The following is a 17,565-nucleotide window of genomic DNA, read 5'->3' on the forward strand; positions in this document are numbered from 1 at the left end:
CCCGATGGCGATCAGAATTCAAAGCGAGCGCCGACCGAAAGGGTCCAGCGTTCAAAATCGAACAGAGCAATATTGCTCCAATTGCGGGTGTAAGAGGCGGTAGGCTGAAGGAAGATCCGGTTTGCGACTGCCACCTTGAGGCCAGCACGCAGATCAAGGCGTTCGTCCTCGCGTTCTGTCAAAAACAGCGGATCAGCAGCATCGTATCTGCGCAGATCAAAGGCTGCTCCACCAACCACTGCCACGCGTTTGGACACAGGTACTTCGGCCCCTACATTGGCAGTCACAAAGCCGAAGCTTTGCGCATCGCCTGCCCGTCGACGCGTTTCTTCTTTGCCGCCGGTCAGGTTGAGCGCGAAGACTTTGCCCACATAGCCGACGCCCGCTGCAAAGCGGTCCGCATCACGAAGCGGGTCATTGTCAAAGTCGAGCCTGTTCCACTGCGCCGAAATGCTGAGCGCACGGCCTTTCGCCAGCGGTTTTGTGTATTGAGCGATCACTCCATAGCTCGTCCGGAAAGCGGCATCATCAAGCCAGAACTTCTGCACCTGACCCGAGAGCGACAACACATCGCGATTGGCAAAAGTGCGCGCATATCCCGCCGTTCCGGTGAGCGCGGCCTGATCGAAAGCACTGCTATCGAAATTGTCGCGCCAGCTGCCGAGAGCGGAGGCAAAAAGACGATCTTGCCGACCAATCGCGGTCACTCCTGACACACCGGCGGTAACTTCGTAAAACTCGTCTTCCTGTGCGATCGCATTGGCACCAAGCTGTCCTGCGCCAAGGAAGCTGAACAGCGGGATCACAATGGTATCGAGCTCGGTGGCGGTGTTGATATTGCTATCAAAGCCCAACCTCGTATCGACGAAACCGCTCACATCCGATCCGCCGCCTGCAATCTGGCGATCAAATTGACGGACAAATCCGGTGAAGCGCTGACGCACCGGATCTGGCAGCGTCGGGTCTTCAACGACGGTCGCAAATTGCTCTCGCGCTGTATCGATATCGCCTGCAAGGGCATAGGCACGCGCAAGCTCCGCTCTTGCCGCTGCATTGCCTGGTTGAACCGCAAGCACGCGCTGAAACGCGATAATGGCATCGCCAAAACGTCCTGCATCCAGCGCGGCAATACCAAGCTGATAATCGAACGAAGGATCGCCCGCCCGCTCGCTTACTTGAGCATTGAGCGCTTCAAATGCGCCTTGCGCAGCCGTCTCTTCTGATTGCGTGGCTTCTTCATTTTGTGCGTGCGCTGATATTGGTATCAACATACCGAATGAAGCGGCGCCCAGCATCGCTGCTTTGATCACCAATCTACAAAGTCTGTTCATCGTGTGCTTGCCCCCGGCTTGCCATCAATTGCCTCCGCAAAGGAGGCTGAGGCCGAGCAATGGGGCAGTCACGCGGCTACGTCCGCTGACAAGCTTGGTTACGCTTATGACAATCGCTGTTAGGTGGCAGGAAAGTGTAAGGACCCCGGCGAAAATGCCGTCCTATTCGGTGCGCAATGCCTCAATCGGTGACAGGCGCGAGGCTCGGATCGCGGGGTAACTCCCGAACACCAAACCAAGCACCGCCGAAAAGGCCAAGGAGCCAAGAGCAACACCGATGCCAATGGGTACAGGAAAATCAGCATAGGCGGTCAAGGCCGAACCAGCGAGCCACGCCAAGACAAGGCCAACTGCACCACCAAGCACACACAAAACCGCTGCTTCGACAAGGAATTGGTTGCGAATATCGCTACCCTTGGCGCCCAATGCCATGCGAAGACCGATTTCACGCGTGCGCTCTGTGACGCTCACCAGCATGATGTTCATAATCCCGATCCCGCCCACAAGGAGCGAGATCGAAGCAATCGCAACCAGAACAGCTTGCAGGATGCCCGTTATGAACTGGCTTTCCTCCATGAATTCTTGCGTGGTACGGACCCGGAACGGGTTAATCTCGCCATCCCGGACCCGGTAGCGGTCCTTCATCAGATTGGTGATGTCGATCTTGCCTTGGACAAGCGATGCACCTTCTTCAAACCCGGCAAATGCGAGTTGCAAATCGTCAGGGCCCGGCAAAGTGTCACCGACAAAACGCTGACGCATTGTGGAGATCGGGAGGACAATCGTATCGTCATTGTCTGTCCCAAAGGTAGAGCCTTTTTCTTCCAACAGACCAATCACCTGAAATGGCACGCCGTCCACGCGTACCGTCTCTCCGACCGGATCAAATTCGCCAAACAGAGTTTCGGCGGTGGTTCGGCCCAACACCAGAACACGGGCTGCGGAACGTACATCGGCTTCGCTGATGTAGCGCCCTCGATCCGCTGGATGATTGGTGATGAGACCAAAGCCAGGAGTGGTTCCCACCGCGCTAGACGAAGTGTTGGCGCCTGCTGTTACAAGATCAAGGGTCGAGCGCAACTGCGGCGCGGTGGCGATGACGCCGGGCACCTCGCGCTCGATTGCGCGCAGATCGCGGCTTGTCAGGCGGCCCCGGTCAAAAGATCGCCGTCCCCCTTCATTGTCAGGCTCGGGCACAATTATGGCCATGTTAGAGCCAAAACTGTTGATCGATTGCATCACGGATTCTTGCGCGCCATTGCCCACAGCAACTGCCAAGGTCACTGCAAAAACGCCGATCAGTACGCCTAGCATCGTCAGAATCGAACGCATCAAATTGGTGCGCAGGGCGGTGAGCGCGATGGCGATATTGACGCCCCAGCTCGAAAGGAAATTTTGCCCTTTGCGCTTTGCAGGAACGCTAGCCATTATGCTTCCTCCACCACAGGAGGGTTTGCAGCCACTATACGTTTCTGGATGAGACGGTCTTCGATCACCTTGCCATCGCGAAACTCGATCCGGCGTTTGGCATGGTCTGCGATTTCGTCTTCATGGGTCACGACGATCACGGTGATACCAGCCGCATTGAGACCTTCGAAAATCGCCATGATCTCTTCACTGGTGCGCGTGTCGAGCGCGCCGGTTGGCTCATCTGCGAGCAAAACAAGCGGCTCTGTCACCAGGGCCCGTGCGATGGCAACACGCTGCTGCTGACCGCCGGAAAGCTTGGCCGGCGTATTGAGGAGTCTGTCGCCCAATCCCATGTCGATCAGCTTCTCGGTTGCGAGCTGATGGCGCTCGGCTTTATCGACCCCGGCATAGATCAAGGGCACCGCTACATTGTCGATCGAAGACGTCCGGGCAAGCAGGTTAAACTGCTGAAAGACAAACCCGATCTTCTCATTGCGAAGAACCGCCAGATCATCACTCGACATCGACGCTGTTGGTATTCCGTCGATCAAAACCTGTCCTGATGAGGGCACATCAAGGCAACCGATCATATTCATGAACGTCGATTTGCCAGAGCCGCTGGTACCCATGATCGCCACATACTCGCCCCGTTCAATGACGAGCGAAACTCCATTGACCGCATGGATCACTTCCCCGCCAAGATTGTAGGTCTTAACGAGGTCGCGGGTTTCGATCAGCGGTTGGTCCGAAGAGTGGTCCATGATGCGATCTACGAGCCTTCATCCGAACCATCACCGCGCAGGCTCTTAGACCTGACCAGCACAGGCTGACCCGCTTCGAGCCCATCGGTGATCTCAATGAAGTCCTCGCCCTGGAGGCCCGTCGTCACAGGCACCCGGCGAGGCAGATATGGATCTTCGCCCGGCACCCAGACATAGGCTTGCTTGTCTCCGCTACCCTCATCCTGTTCGTCAGGTTGCTCCCCGCGATCCTCTTCGCGAGGCAGGAAACGAGTGGAGGCCACAGGCACCCGCAGGACGTCTTTCTTCGAACCAGTGATAATCTCGACATTGGCGGTCATCCCGGTCAGCAAGAGGCCGTCCGAATTGTCGACGTCGAGAATGACGAGATAGCTCACCGCATTGCCATTTTGCGAAGCGGATTGGCGGATTTGTTGGACCAGCGCTTCGAACTCGGCGTCGGGGTAAGAGTCCACGGTAAAGCGCACCTCTTGACCCTCGCGCACCTGACCGATGTCGGCCTCATCCACCGATGCTTCGACCTGCATGCGGCTCGTATCGGCAGCGATAGTAAAGAGGTTTGGGGTCTGGAAATTGGCCGCAACCGTGGTGCCAGGTTCCACAAGCTTATCGATTACAACGCCGCTGGTTGGCGCGATGATACGCGTGCGGGACAGATCGAGGCGCGCCGATTCCAACTCGGCCATACTTTGGGCAATTTGAGCGCGCGCACTTTGGGCCTGCGCCTGTGCCGAACTCAAGTTAGCCTTTGCCGCGACCAAAGCGTTTTCAGCCTGATCGAGCCCGGCGGTCGAAACAAAGCCTTTCTCGGCTAGCTCTTTACGCCGCGCAAATTCGCGCGTTTGCACTTCAACGTCGGTCGTTGAGCGAATGATCGAAGCCTGGGCTTGCGCAAGGCTTGCCCTTGCAAGATCAACCTGAGCACGCGCCTGCGTCACCCGTGCTCGCGGCCGCGTTGCATCAATCTCTGCGAGCAATTGTCCGGCCGCAACAGGCGAGTTGAAATCAACATAGACTGCTGTGATCTGGCCAGACACTTCTGCGCCGACATTGATGGTATTGAGCGCCCTTAGGGTACCGCTGGCGGAAACAACCCGCGCGACTTCGCCTTTGGATGCATCTTGCGAGACATATTCATAGTCGCGCCCGCCCGATGAGAGCAGGCCCCAAAGGACCAGAATGACAAAGAGCGCGATCACACCCGTGACGACCGGGTGACGTTTGATCCAATCCACAATTCGCTTCACAACTTGTTCGCCCCGTTTTCAAAGAACGAGGTATACAAGCAATCGCGCGGCAATCGAGTGCAAATGACGTTGTTTGACGGATGAGGTTGTGGGGCGAACGATAGGTTCAGCTAGGTCGGCTCTACCAGATTGTCGTCCGAATTGCGGTCGACATATTTGTTATAAGGATCAATGCCGAGCCAAGTTGGCCGCTTTTGAGAAACAATTCTGATTGTTTGCTTGCCAGACTTGATCGGACGACGCTCCATCAAAAGCACGTTTGCGCTTTCAAAAACGCCGGCGCCGGGACGCTCGGTAAAGGCGCCGATTTCGATTTGGTCGCGTAGCGCCGCTTCGGTTTCATTGCCTTCACCATCGGCATAATACTTGGCAGCAGCGATGGTGAGCGTTGTCTCGAATGTGCCATCGCCAAGCTCTTTCACCACAGCTTCCTCGGCTTTGAGGTCGTACACCGTGATCTTCTGAAGCAAATCGCGAACAAGAGCGCGCTCTTCCTCGTTGCGGGCAAGCGAGAAGAAGCCTTCGACCAGATCCTTTGAGCTGGCATAAGGTTGGCTCTTGAAACGGAAGCGATCGAGCAGGCCTGCGAGCATCGCATTGACGCGGTCCTCACCCAAGCGGTCCTGGAGCAAATACATCACCACCGAACCTTTGCGGTAATGGATATAGCCTTGGTTCTCGACGCGTTCCAAAGGCAGTTCTTCAAGTGCTTCCGCGCCGCGGGATGTGAGATAATTATCGAGCTCGAATTTCAGGAACCGGCGCATATCGTCTTCGCCGTAAAGCTCCTTCATCACCATCAGCGCCGAGTATTGCGCCAAGGTTTCCACCAACATCGTGCCGCCCTGTTGGTTGGCAGAGATGAGCTGGTGCGCCCAATATTGGTGCGCTGCCTCATGCGCCGTGATGTAGGTAACGTAGTCGATTTCACCCGGATCAGCGAGGTTGGCAAGGAAGCCGATGTCTTCGGAATAAGGCATCGTACCTGCAAACGCTTGAGCAAAGCTCGCATAACCCGGGAACTCGATGATCCGCGCATAGTCGAATTGATAAGGGCCAAAATTGGCGCGGTAATATTTGAACGATGCGTCCATCGCATCAATCATCCGCTCCGCATTATAGGGGTGCTGCGCATCGTAGTAGACTTGCAAATTTACCCCGTCCGCATCGCGGTCCATGATTTCATAGCGCGCCGATTGGATCGAGAAAAAGCCAAGGATTGGATTGGTGGATTGGAACCGGGCGATCCGGCGATCACCCTGAACCACATCCGAGACGCGTTTGCCCGGTGCAATCGGCACCTGATCGGCTGAGGTGGTCAAAGTTATGTCCGAGTTCACCCAATCGACATCCCCGACATAGTTCTCTTCAAGAGCGCTGTCGTCTTCAAGCTTTGGAAGGCGCAGCTCGGATTCGAGCCCATAGCTGCGACGCGTTGCGCGATCTGTCAGCAAGCCTTGCTGGTTCATTCCAATTTGCGGCGTGAACTCGGCATTGTTGAGGAAGGTGCCATTTTCGACCAAACGCGTGCCGTATCCGGTCGAACTCAATGCCTTGTGCCAACGCTGGCTTTTGAACGTCAGGGTCGCCGTCTCTTCGGGTGCAAGCGGTGTGTCGAAGCGATAGATGCGGTGCTGATAGGTCTCGTCATTTTTCTCCAGCGTCGCGCCGGGAATTTCGACTTCGAGCAATTTGGTGTCAGCATCGAACAACCGCACATGGAGCGTCTCGACCGGCGCGCCGGTGTCGTTGACCATCGCGTAAGTGCCAGACGCTTCCATCCGGCGCTCTTCTGGATAAAGGTCGACAGCTAGGGTTACATCGGTGAGCGAAGGTTGTTTGAGACTGGCGTATTGGAGATATTCCTTCTCATAATCCGCAAGCAGCTTCTCTTGCGCGTCACTGTTTCGATAGGTGTTCTCGACATTCATCTGATTGTAGAGAAACGCGCCTGTTCCAACAGATGTGAGGACGCCAACAAGGCCCAAGGCACCAGCCGCTGACACAGCGCGGCGCGGAAGCGCTTTGATACGCGGCATCAACCGTGTTTCGGTGCCTCTGCGCCACATAAGGTGCGCAAGCACTGCCATCACCAGAGCCATGCCGCCAAAGTAGAGCCGCATCCACCACCCCAGAGCGCCTGCAACAGCGTCTCCGTTCATGTCCGAAACAGGGTTAGCGATACCGCCACCATAAAGCAGGAGCGGATGATCGAGCCCGATCCCGGCGAAGGTGATCGTAGCCACGATATAAAGGACCATAAGGCCCCAGCCGACGTATTTGTTTGGGCTCAGCGCCTGCACAAACACCGACAGGATTGCGAGCAACAGCAAGTCTGCGGTATACGGCAGAACGTACCACATAACGTATTTATCGAGCTCGAAATCGAAGTACCCGCGGCTTGCCTGAACCGCCATTGCGGCGACAACAGAAACCATCAATGTCGCAAACAGGACAAGCGTTACTGCGATCGTTTTGGGGACCATATAGGCCCAACCGGGCAGCGAGGTGCTGTCAATAATCTCGTGGAACTTGCGATCCCGGTCACGCCAGACAAGCTCGCCCCCGTAATAGATCGCGATAATCAACGGGATGATGCTAAAAGTGCCTGCAACCAGCTCAATCAAAGAGAAAGTCGCAGGGATACGAGGCGTACCATAAGTCTCTGTGCCGAAGATCAGCGCAGCAAGGCAATTGACCAGACCAAGAAGCAAAAGGACCGCAAAAGCGGGACTGCGCAAGACCTGCGAGATCTCGAACCTTGTGGTCGCAACTAGCCTCGCAAACCCGGCTTTCTCTGGCTGAGCTGCCGGCAGCGCTGCAACGGTCTGCGGTTTTGCACGAGCCAGTTTCTCTGCCCTTTTCGCAAGCTTATTCGCTTTGCGGGCCGAAACTCCGCGCTCGGCAAAACTGAATTTCCAAAGTGCAAAGATTAGCGCACCAAACGCAATCACGACGGCAAACAAGCGGTTGAAGAGCATCGAACCGGAAAGCGCGGGAAGCTGTGTGTTTAACTCCGAGACGGTCCAATACCGGGTTTCATTGGCAACCGCCGCAAGGCCCAAAGGCTCGAACATGGCAGCGATATCGCGGTATTCCGGCTCACCGCCGACAACACCCATGAAACCGAAATAGAGCACCAGAAAAGCAACGACTGCGACATAGGTGTACATCATCGACCGGGTGACGGTCGCAACTGCGAAAAATATTGCGCTCAGCATAAAGACGCTGGGCAAAGCAAAGAAAAGGAAGCTGTTCACATAGAAATAGGCATGGTTTGGCCCGACTGTCTCGGCATCAAGCCAAGGCGCCAAAGAACCAAGAAATATGGCTATGGGTATAGCCGCAAACGCGATGAATGCAGCGATCACGGCTCCTGTAAAGCGGCCCATAAGATAGGCGAACTTCGTCACCTGGGTGGATCGCACCATGGGGCCAAAGCCGCTATCGTCATCGCGAACGACAACATTCGAGACGAAAGCGGTGGTCACAAACATGAAGAAGAGGGTCAGAACCTGCTGCGTCTGAAGGATCGCAGAGGGGCTGTTGATGTTGACATTGCCCCCGCCACCAATCTGGATTTGATCCCACACCGTTGCCCCGAAGGTCAGCAGAAAGAAGATAACAAGCGCCACCCAGAAAACCGGGTTTCGCAATTGGTAACGCAGCTCAAATAGCGCGATTGAACCGAACATGGGTCTTCTCCCGCTTAAGCTGCTTGCGTGGCTTCAGATGCCCCGCGGCGCGATGCGGCAAGGGTCGAGAAATAGACATCCTCAAGCCCGCCATCGACAGATTGGAAGCCGTCGCCCGGATCATGATCGCACAGAATGTGAATGATAGTCTCGCCCGCAAAAAGCCGGGTGGAGATAACCTCATACATCGAGCGATAACCATCAAGCTCACCGCGCTCGATCGTCTTGGCCCAGATCGTACCTTGAGCATTGGTCATCAGCTCTTTGGGCGCGCCCTCAAGCTTGATCGAGCCGTTCACCAGGACGGCCATTGAAGGGCACAAATCGGCCACATCCTCAACGATGTGGGTGGACAGGATCACAACCACATTCTCGCCGATTTCTGCAAGCAGGTTAAGGAAACGATTGCGCTCTTCCGGGTCAAGACCGGCAGTCGGTTCGTCAACGATGATGAGGTCAGGATTGCCGATAAGAGCCTGCGCGATGCCAAAACGTTGACGCATACCGCCCGAAAAACCTGCAATCGCTTTCTTGCGCACGTCCCACAAGTTCACCTGATTGAGCAGTGTCTCAACGGTATCTTTGCGCGCACCTCTTGCCGAAATGCCTTTGAGAACCGCCATATGATCGAGCATGTCGTAAGCGGAAACGCGCGGATAAACGCCGAAGTCCTGCGGCAGATAGCCAAGGCGTTTTCGCAATGCCTCAGGTTCGGCCAAGATATCGAGACCGTCAAAGGTGATCTGCCCCGAGCTTGGTGTCTGGAGTGTCGCCACAGTGCGCATCAAGGTCGACTTGCCCGCACCGTTGGGACCAAGAAGCCCGAACATGCCCTTCGGGATCGTCAAACTCACATCATCGAGTGCCCTGACGCCGTTCGAATAGACATGGCTGACATTTTTAAGCTCGAGCATGAAACACATCCCTCTTGTTTGCCGTGAGGCTAAAGAGGTGTATTGCCAGTGTAAAGCACCAGTTTTAAACAGCCTCCATCAACGACCGATGGCGCTCGACCAATGGCAATCCGCTTGCCGGATGCGCGCGCCTAACGGATGCGTGAGGGTGCGATCAAGACGGCATTGGCAATCAAAAGGTCCAGACCATCAAGATATGCGCGCGTCGATGGATCGTGTGCAAAACCGATTGTCAGGCCGCGCCCGGTCCCTTGCGCCATCATGTAGGGTTTAAATGCCATCTGACGCCGGTTCTCATCCCAGACATATCCGCTCTCGATCAATGCTTCACGCGCGGCAAAACGCATGACATTGCTGCCATCCGACCGGTCGAGCGGGGTATAGACCAAGGATCCACTGGCGAGCACAACAGCGCCATCATCATATCCGGCCGACAGGAAATGCTCTGTATCAGCAACCGTATTCAAGAGAGCGCCGGGCAATGTGTCCGGGAGCGCTTCCTGATTGGCGATCGCCTCGCGGTATTCCTCTTCGCTGGTGATTTCCGTCGCTTGGGTAAGCGAGCCTGCCTCGTCGTTGTCGTCATTGGCGGACAGCCCAAGTGCGGCTTCGCGCTGAACAGCAAGGAGCGGATCGTCACCCGATGCAAATGCGCCAAGAGAATTGCCCACGGCAACAAGAACCCCACCCCCTTGGACAAAGCTGCGCAGGTTGCGGACGCCGCCAGCTCCCATCGCGCTGCGCGGGGAACCATTGGGCACCAGAACAACGTCATAATCGGACAAATCCGCGCGGCCAAAACGATTGGTGCGAATGGGGACAATCGGAAGGCCCAATCGCTGCTCGATTACGAAACGAAGGCTGCCAGCGCTGAGCTGCGAGACGCCTTCGTCCCATGCAATTGCAACCTTGGGCAGCGTCAGGCGAACGAAAGACGAGCTACCAAGGTTGGGACCATCTTCGACCCAGCTGTCAGCGATACCAATTGTTTCAGCGCCCACTTCATCAGCAAGCTCGCGCAGGCGAGCCATCTTTTCCGGAGTGTTCATCGCTGTGGGGAAAAGCACTGTACCGCGCGGGAACGTGCGTCCGTTTTTGGTGAAGGCTTCATCGCTGGAGCGTGCTTCAATCCCTTCGCGAATAGCTAGGGTCACAAGACGCGCTTGCCCGCTATCGGTCCACGGGACCGCCACCGCATAGGCGCCCGAACGATCACCGATGGCAGCGATAGGTTCTTTGCCAGTCATCGGCTGGCCGCCAACTTCGCGGTTACAAACATTGACCGCGACACCGGACATCGCGCCCACGGCCCAAGCGGTCACATCGTAAAGCTCATGTGCAAGGTCCTGGGAACGGCGTTTCTCCTGCTCGAGGATAAACTCTCGAGGCAACTCGGTGTCTTTATCGAGCAAGCTGCGCACCAGTTTTCCGGCCGGCTGCGCCTGAGGAATTGCGATATAGCCATTGGGATAGGATCTGCCGCAAGCGGTTACAGGACCATCACGGCGGACCACTTCGATCCCTTGTGCGGCAAGTCTGCGGCCAAGCCCCTCTGCATTCCAGCGGCGGCTTGAAAGGTCGATCAGATAGGAACCGGAACCCGTCGCCCCGTTTGCATTGGCGCGGCGATAATTGGCGTAGTCCCTAAGAAAACGATCTGAGTTCAAGGCTACCGCTTCTGCGGTGGAGAGGCTTGCGACAAAGTGGTTTCTCACTGTTGTTGCGTAGGGCAGCACCGTTCCATCGCTCCGATCCCAAATAAGCCCGCGCGCTGACCCCTGCTCATAGGTCATGCCGATCGCGCCCTGGTGCGCATTCCACGTATCGCCATAGCCCGGGTAAAAAAGGTCGAAGATTTCCCTCGTAAAGTAAGGCTCGCCAATATTGTCAAAGTTACGCGCGTTATTGCGCCCGATAACCTCATAGAGGCTGAGCTGCTCTGGCGTAATGTTGGGGTTTACGGGGTCTGCCGCAGGGGCAAAGAAATAGGTCTGGTCACCGCCCATTTCATGGATGTCAGCCACAACAACCGGGTTCCATTGGCGAAGTGCCGCCACTTTGCCGCGCGTTTCAGGCTGGCTCAGAGTGAACCAGTCACGGTTGAGATCAAACATGTAGTGATTGACCCGGCCGCTGGGCCAGGTTTCATCGTGCTCTGCCGCCTGACGGTCGCCAATTGGCGTCATGCCAAGGGCGTTGCGGAAGTGGCTGACAAAACGAGCCCGCCCGTCCGGATTCTGGATCGGGTCAAGCACAACAATCGTGTCAGACATGATCCGCCGAACCCGTGGATCATTGGACGCGGCAAGCAGGTGATAGGCCATCATTATGGCAGCATCAGTGGATGCGATCTCATTACCGTGAACAGAATAGGCAAGCCATGTGACAGGGAGCGCTAAACCATTGCTTGGGCGGCCAGCTGCGATACTGGCCATATCCGCCTGAATGGCGCCCAGCCGTGCCATATTCTCAGGCGAGGTCAGCACCAGATAGTTGAGCGGACGCCCCTGCCAACTTGTCGCATATTCGACCATCTTGACCCGGTCAGGCGCAGCTTTCGCCAGCGCTTTCAGGTACTCGACAGTCTCTGCAGGATTGGTGATCCGCTCACCGGGCTTATGACCAATCACATCGGTCAGTGTCGGTATTGCCGGGTCGAACTCGGCTTCAACAAAAGACTGAGCGAGGGCGGCTGTGGGCGCTGTCAAACAAGCGAATGCAACTGCGAGATAAGCGGCGCAGAGCCGGAGAGGTCGTATGATCATGGCCACGGTCTTACTCTTTACATTGCAGAGCGCAAGAGAACGCGTTGGAGACATCCTGTCGGCCTAAGAGGATAGGGGAACAATGGAATAACCCCGTTCACTGTGCCCATAGAGCAACAATATTTCGACCTGAGCGACAGAATTGGTCTTTTCTAGCCGCGCTTCCTTGACAGCATTTGCGAAGCGATTGAGCATAACGGCAGAACAAAAAAGGACGTACCGATGAAACCTCTCCAACTTTCGGCGCAAGCATTGCTGCTTGCGGCGGCCAGCACTGTTCCGTTTTCCGCTCTCGCTCAGGATGTTACCACCGCTTCGGGTGAGCAAGAGGAGGAGCAAAGCAATCAGATTGTCGTAACCGGTTCGCGCATCGCGACAGATTCGACCACTTCTCTGCCCAGCCCTGTTCAAGTCATCACGGCCGAAAACCTTCGGGCAGCCGGTGAAATCGACATCTCGCAAACGCTGCGCGAGCTGCCCGCACTTCAAGGTTCAGACCCAGCGACACTTTCAGACGCGCAAGGCCTTGCTCTGACTGGTGCCAGCACGCTCAACCTGCGCCAACTGGGCACGAACCGGACGCTGGTGCTTCAGGATGGACGCCGCCACGTGCCGGGCATCGAAGGTACCGCGACGGTTGATGTCGGCTCAATTCCATCGGCGCTTATCGCCAATGTCGAAGTCTTAACCGGCGGCGCTTCTGGCGTTTACGGCGCAGACGCTGTTTCGGGCGTTGTGAACTATATCATGCGCGACGGCCGTGATTTCGACGGTATTGAATACCGTCTCCAAGGCGGGATCAGCGACGAAGGCGATGCAGAGGAATTCTTCGGCTCGGTAGCAGGGGGCGGGACCTTCAACGATGGACGCGGCAGCGCGGTCTTCGCAGTTGAATACTCGCACTCCACATCGATCCTCAACCGCGACCGCCCTGATTTTGCAGGGCCCGGTTTCTCCTCGTTCAACCCGAGCAACGCATTCTTGAACGGTATCTTGGGCCTCGATCCCGATGCAGAGAACGCCTTTGTCCCTAACCGCACGCTTCCGGTGTCTAGTGCTGGTTCTACCATCGCGCTTGACCCAACCCCGTTTGCGTTCCCGTTTGGCCAGTTGCTGTCGTTCGTTTCCAACTTTAACCCGGAGACAGACACTGTCCCCAACATACCGGGCACCTCTATTCCTGTGCTTCAGATTATCGACGCCAGTGGAAACCTGCGGGCGTTTAATCCCGGCATTTCAACCGGGGCATTCAACGCGAGCGGCGGCGATGGCATCGCTATTGGTGAAACGGCGCCGGGTCTCACGCTTATTCCAGAGCTGACACGGTTCAACGCGGCCGCGGGCGTGGATTATGAGATTGCGCCAAATCTCACATTCTTTGCAGATGCGAAATTCTCCTATGTCGAAACCAGCAATATCGCTGGCATTCCATTCTCGGACGATATTCCAATCGCACTCGACAACCCGTTCTTGCCACAAGCATTGGTCGACCAGATTGCGGTTGTGGATGCGCTGGGTCCGGACACGCCCAGCATCTTTGTTGCCCGCGACAATCTCGGCTCTGAGATCGGTTCGGGCACCGATATTGAACGCTCGACCATCCGCGCATCGGGTGGCCTTCGTTGGGAGTCGCCGGACAACAATATCGCGCTTGAAGCGACATACACATGGGGCCGCACCGAGGTGGACGACACCTTCCGCAGCGCCCGTGTAAACGACCGCTATTTCGCGGCGATTGACGCCGTCGCGCTGACCGCTGGCAACCTTGATGGAACCGACCCGATTGCCGCATTTGGCGGTAACGGTCCGGGCACCTTGAACGCCATCCGCAACGGTGAGAATATCGCTATCGATGCTGGCACTGCGCAGGTCGGTGATATTGTTTGCCGTTCTGAAGTAACCGGCAACCCGTCGCCTGGCGCTCTTTTCGTTGGTGGCCCGCCGCTGTTCGCAGATGGCACGATCATCAATGGCGTGGACGTCAGCGGTTTGACGAGGCCTGTCACCTATCAAATTCTTGATGGACAGTGTGCACCGATCAACATTCTGGGACCAAACTCGATCAGCGGTGATGGCGCAGCGTTCGCCTTCCCCAACCTGCTCGACACGACAACCATCGAACAGCAACAGTTCCTCGCGGTTCTCTCTGGCGACACCGGGCACTTCTTTGAGCTTCCCGGTGGTCCTATCGGCTTTGCGGCAGGCTTTGAATATCGCAAAGACACCTCGCAGTTCGTACCCGATGCCTTCTTCCAAATCGAAGGCGATGTGATCACCAACAACAGCGTTGTGATTAACCCATCGCCCACTGATGGTCAGGGCATCACGGTCTATGAGGGTTTTGGCGAAATCAGGCTTCCGCTGCTGGCAGACATGCCGTTTGTTGAGCTTCTCGAAATCTCGGCAACGGGTCGCTATTCCGATTACAACACGATCGGAAGCACAGAGACCTATTCGTTCGGTGCAATCTACAGCCCGGTCGAATGGCTGACCCTTCGCGGTACCTACTCGCGGGCCATCCGTGCGCCTAACATTGGTGAGCTTTTCGGCCCACAAACCGCAGCTTTCATCGGTGTGGACGCTGACCCTTGTGATGATGGCAACATCAACAACGGAAGTGCGAACCGTCCGGCAAACTGCGCCGAGTTTGTCGCAGCAGGCTTCGACAGCTCCGACTTCCTTACCGCGTTTGTCACCGGCACAACCGGCGGCAACCCCAACCTGATCGAGGAAACCTCGGACAGCTTCACGATAGGCGGTATCTTTGAACCAAGGGGTGCGCTTGATGGTCTGGTGGTTATTGCCGACTATTACGACATCGAAATCACGGACGCTGTCGGCAGCCTGACGGGTCAGGCGATTGCCAACGCATGTGTTGATTTGCCATCGACCGACAACCAGTTCTGCGACGCAATTCAGCGTAACCCGAACAATGGCGGTGCGATTTCCGGCTTTACATCAGGCAACATCAACCTAGCGTTCTTGCGGGCTCGCGGAATCGACTTTGAAGTACGGTATGAATTCGATGCGCCGTTTGGCAATGGTGACTTGGGTGTATTCCAGCTGACAGCTGCGGGTTCGCACTTCCTCGAACGCTTCACCGAAAGCGACCCGGTCATTGGCGAAACCATCGCGAATGAAACGGATCCGCTTCAACAGGAATTGCTGATCACAGACCAAGCGACCGTGAGCGACCTTCTGGGCGTCATCGGCAACCCGGACTGGATCGTGAACTTCGGTCTCAACTGGCGCAATGACAATTGGAGCGTTGGTTGGAGAACCCGTTTCGAAGACAACACGCTGCAACGCTCCAACGCGGCCAGCACCGATGTCGAAATCGTCAGCGGCGAAGTCGTGGTGTCTGAAAACACCGGCCTGCTCGATCCATCGCAGTTCCGCACCGGAAACGCGTTCGAGCATGACTTCAACTTCACTTATGACGTGAAGGATAACGTGCAGGTGTTTGGCGGAGTGAACAACGTGTTCGACCGCACACCATTCCTCGGGAGCCTCGCGCGCCCCGTTGGTCCACGCGGACGGTTCTTCTTCCTGGGTATCTCAGGCGGCTTCTAAGCCCGGCCTTCCAGGCTCATCATGCAAGAAAGGGGCGCGAAGATAAAACCTTCGCGCCCCTTTTTCATTGAAATGACAAGTGGCCGTATTCAGGCGTTGCCGTGTTCTTGTCTGGCAATCTCATGCAGCCAATCGGCATGGCGCGGTGCCGTTTTGGTCTTGCTCCATTCGTCAAGCATTGTGGGTGCAACGCGTTTAAGCTCGGCGTATTGCTCGTGTGTGCCAATGTCGGCAGCAAGCTCTACGCGGTGGCCGTTGGGGTCGAAGAAATAGATCGACTTGAAGATGCCGTGGTGCGTGGGGCCGAGCACGTCGATGCCTTCAGCTTCGATATGCGCTTTGGCCGCGAGGAGTTCTTCCTCTGACCCGACTTTGAATGCGAAGTGCTGCACCCAAGCAGGCGTGTTCTCATCGCGGCCCATGTCGGGCTGGTTGGGTAGTTCAAAGAAGGCAAGGATGTTGCCATTCCCTGCATCGAGGAAGACGTGCATGTATGGATCATACTCGCCCGTTGAGGGCACATGATCCTCGGCAAAGGCGGTGGTGTACTCCATGCCTAGCACTCGGGAATACCACTCGACCGTTTCCTTGGCGTCCTTGCAGCGAAGCGCTGTGTGGTGGACGCCGCCTAGTTTGACGGGGTGTGTCATTCGGCAGGCTCCTCTTGAGCGTTCAGCACACCGCGCGCGATTTGGTCGCGTTCGATGCTCTCGAAAAGGGCTTTGAAGTTGCCTTCACCAAAGCCGTCTTTGTAGTCACCCACGCGCTGGATGAACTCGAAGAACACAGGGCCAATGCGCGGTTCTGCGAAGATTTGCAGCAGCAGGCGCGGTGCGCCGCCTTCGGTTGTGCCATCGAGGAGGATACCGCGTGATTTGAGTTCGCTCTCGTCCTGACCGTGACCGGGGAGGCGCTCGGACAGCATTGCATAATATGTCTCGGGCGGCGCTGTCATGAACGGCACGTCTAGCTTCTTAAGGCGGTCCCATGCCGCCACGATATCGTCGCAGATGAGCGCAATGTGCTGGATGCCCTCGCCGTTATATTCGCGCAGGTATTCCTCGATCTGGCCCTTGCCGTTCTCGCCCTCTTCGTTGAGCGGGATGCGGATCTTGCCGTCAGGCGCGGTCAGTGCTTTCGAAGTGAGGCCGGTGTATTCGCCCTTGATGTCGAAATAGCGGATTTCCTGGAAGTTGAAGAGCTTCTCATAAAAGTCGGCCCAATAGGCCATGCGCCCGCCATAAACGTTGTGGGTGAGGTGGTCGATCAGCTTGAAGCCGCAGCCTTCCGGATGCTTGTCGACGCCGGGAAGATACTCAAAGTCGATGTCATAGATCGAGAGGCCCTCGCCGCCTTCATCAGCATAGCGGTCAACGAAGTAGAGGATCGAGCCGCCGATGCCGCGGATGGCGGGGATGCTAAGCTCCATGGGGCCGGGAGCATTAGCAACGGGCTCTGCGCCTTGCTCGATCACGTGAGCATAAGCCTTGGCCGCATCACGCACGCGGAAGGCCATGCCGCAGGCACCGGGGCCGTGTTCGCGCGCGAAATACCATGCGGCGGACTTGGGCTCATAATTGACCACAAGGTTGATCCCGCCCTGACGCCACAAAGCCACATCCTTCGAGCGGTGGTTGGCGATGTGGGTGAAGCCCATGCTCTCGAACACAGGCTCCAGCATACCCTTCTCAGGCGCGGAGAATTCGACGAACTCAAAGCCGTCAAGACCAGCGGGGTTTTCGAAGAGATCGCCGGGGTGAAGGGTCATATGTGATGCCTTAATTTGATGAACGCTGCCGTAGCGGGGAATCAACGAAATATAGTTTCTTTTGAAACTATTTAATCTCAGAGCGCGCTTTTGTCAATTGA

Annotated in this window: 10 protein-coding genes; 1 reads left to right on the forward strand and 9 read right to left on the reverse strand. The window is 56.5% G+C overall.

Annotated features, from left to right (window positions below; all coding sequences use genetic code 11):
- Positions 1-11: 11 nt before the first annotated feature.
- The 7 genes from AC0V6Q_RS09425 to AC0V6Q_RS09455 form a co-directional block, all read right to left on the reverse strand.
- A complete protein-coding gene (locus AC0V6Q_RS09425; protein WP_486168126.1) occupies positions 12-1,271 on the reverse strand; it encodes a tetratricopeptide repeat protein in 1,260 nt (419 codons plus the stop codon).
- A 222-nt stretch (positions 1,272-1,493) separates the two neighbouring features.
- Entirely contained in the window at positions 1,494-2,759 is a 1,266-nt protein-coding gene (locus AC0V6Q_RS09430; RefSeq protein WP_486168127.1) for an ABC transporter permease, read from the reverse strand.
- Positions 2,759-3,502 carry an ABC transporter ATP-binding protein gene (locus AC0V6Q_RS09435; protein WP_486168128.1) on the reverse strand — a complete coding sequence of 248 codons (744 nt, stop codon included), beginning with the start codon at positions 3,500-3,502 and terminating at the stop codon, positions 2,759-2,761. The genes AC0V6Q_RS09430 and AC0V6Q_RS09435 overlap by 1 nt, the downstream gene beginning before the upstream one ends.
- An 8-nt stretch (positions 3,503-3,510) precedes the next feature.
- Positions 3,511-4,737: an efflux RND transporter periplasmic adaptor subunit gene (locus AC0V6Q_RS09440; protein ID WP_486168129.1), complete on the reverse strand. Its 1,227-nt coding sequence runs from the start codon at positions 4,735-4,737 to the stop codon at positions 3,511-3,513.
- Positions 4,738-4,859: 122 nt separating this feature from the next.
- A complete protein-coding gene (locus tag AC0V6Q_RS09445; RefSeq protein WP_486168130.1) occupies positions 4,860-8,444 on the reverse strand; it encodes an ABC transporter permease/M1 family aminopeptidase in 3,585 nt (1,194 codons plus the stop codon).
- 14 nt (positions 8,445-8,458) lie between these two features.
- Positions 8,459-9,358 carry an ABC transporter ATP-binding protein gene (locus tag AC0V6Q_RS09450; protein WP_486168131.1) on the reverse strand — a complete coding sequence of 300 codons (900 nt, stop codon included), beginning with the start codon at positions 9,356-9,358 and terminating at the stop codon, positions 8,459-8,461.
- Positions 9,359-9,489: 131 nt separating this feature from the next.
- Positions 9,490-12,123 carry a M14 metallopeptidase family protein gene (locus AC0V6Q_RS09455; RefSeq protein ID WP_486168132.1) on the reverse strand — a complete coding sequence of 878 codons (2,634 nt, stop codon included), beginning with the start codon at positions 12,121-12,123 and terminating at the stop codon, positions 9,490-9,492.
- Positions 12,124-12,345: 222 nt separating this feature from the next.
- Between AC0V6Q_RS09455 and AC0V6Q_RS09460 the strand changes: the two genes are divergently transcribed.
- A complete protein-coding gene (locus tag AC0V6Q_RS09460; RefSeq protein WP_486168133.1) occupies positions 12,346-15,696 on the forward strand; it encodes a TonB-dependent receptor domain-containing protein in 3,351 nt (1,116 codons plus the stop codon).
- A gap of 89 nt (positions 15,697-15,785) precedes the next feature.
- On the opposite strand, the gene AC0V6Q_RS09465 is transcribed toward AC0V6Q_RS09460, so the two are convergent.
- Entirely contained in the window at positions 15,786-16,346 is a 561-nt protein-coding gene (locus tag AC0V6Q_RS09465) for a VOC family protein (RefSeq protein ID WP_486168134.1), read from the reverse strand.
- Positions 16,343-17,464 carry a 4-hydroxyphenylpyruvate dioxygenase gene (gene hppD / locus AC0V6Q_RS09470; RefSeq protein WP_486168135.1) on the reverse strand — a complete coding sequence of 374 codons (1,122 nt, stop codon included), beginning with the start codon at positions 17,462-17,464 and terminating at the stop codon, positions 16,343-16,345. Before hppD ends, AC0V6Q_RS09465 begins: the two co-directional genes overlap by 4 nt.
- Between the last annotated feature and the right edge of the window lie 101 nt (positions 17,465-17,565).

It is taken from the genome of Erythrobacter sp. S227 (assembly GCF_057364925.1).

Excerpts from the sequence above, each read along its gene's own strand:
- hppD (WP_486168135.1), bottom strand. The coding sequence starts at position 17,464 with ATGACCCTTCACCCCGGCGATCTCTTCGAAAACCCCGCTGGTCTTGAC.
- AC0V6Q_RS09445 (WP_486168130.1), bottom strand. The coding sequence starts at position 8,444 with ATGTTCGGTTCAATCGCGCTATTTGAGCTGCGTTACCAATTGCGAAAC.
- AC0V6Q_RS09460 (WP_486168133.1), top strand. The coding sequence starts at position 12,346 with ATGAAACCTCTCCAACTTTCGGCGCAAGCATTGCTGCTTGCGGCGGCC.
- AC0V6Q_RS09435 (WP_486168128.1), bottom strand. The coding sequence starts at position 3,502 with ATGGACCACTCTTCGGACCAACCGCTGATCGAAACCCGCGACCTCGTT.
- AC0V6Q_RS09425 (WP_486168126.1), bottom strand. The coding sequence starts at position 1,271 with ATGTTGATACCAATATCAGCGCACGCACAAAATGAAGAAGCCACGCAA.
- AC0V6Q_RS09430 (WP_486168127.1), bottom strand. The coding sequence starts at position 2,759 with ATGGCTAGCGTTCCTGCAAAGCGCAAAGGGCAAAATTTCCTTTCGAGC.
- AC0V6Q_RS09465 (WP_486168134.1), bottom strand. The coding sequence starts at position 16,346 with ATGACACACCCCGTCAAACTAGGCGGCGTCCACCACACAGCGCTTCGC.
- AC0V6Q_RS09450 (WP_486168131.1), bottom strand. The coding sequence starts at position 9,358 with ATGCTCGAGCTTAAAAATGTCAGCCATGTCTATTCGAACGGCGTCAGG.
- AC0V6Q_RS09455 (WP_486168132.1), bottom strand. The coding sequence starts at position 12,123 with ATGATCATACGACCTCTCCGGCTCTGCGCCGCTTATCTCGCAGTTGCA.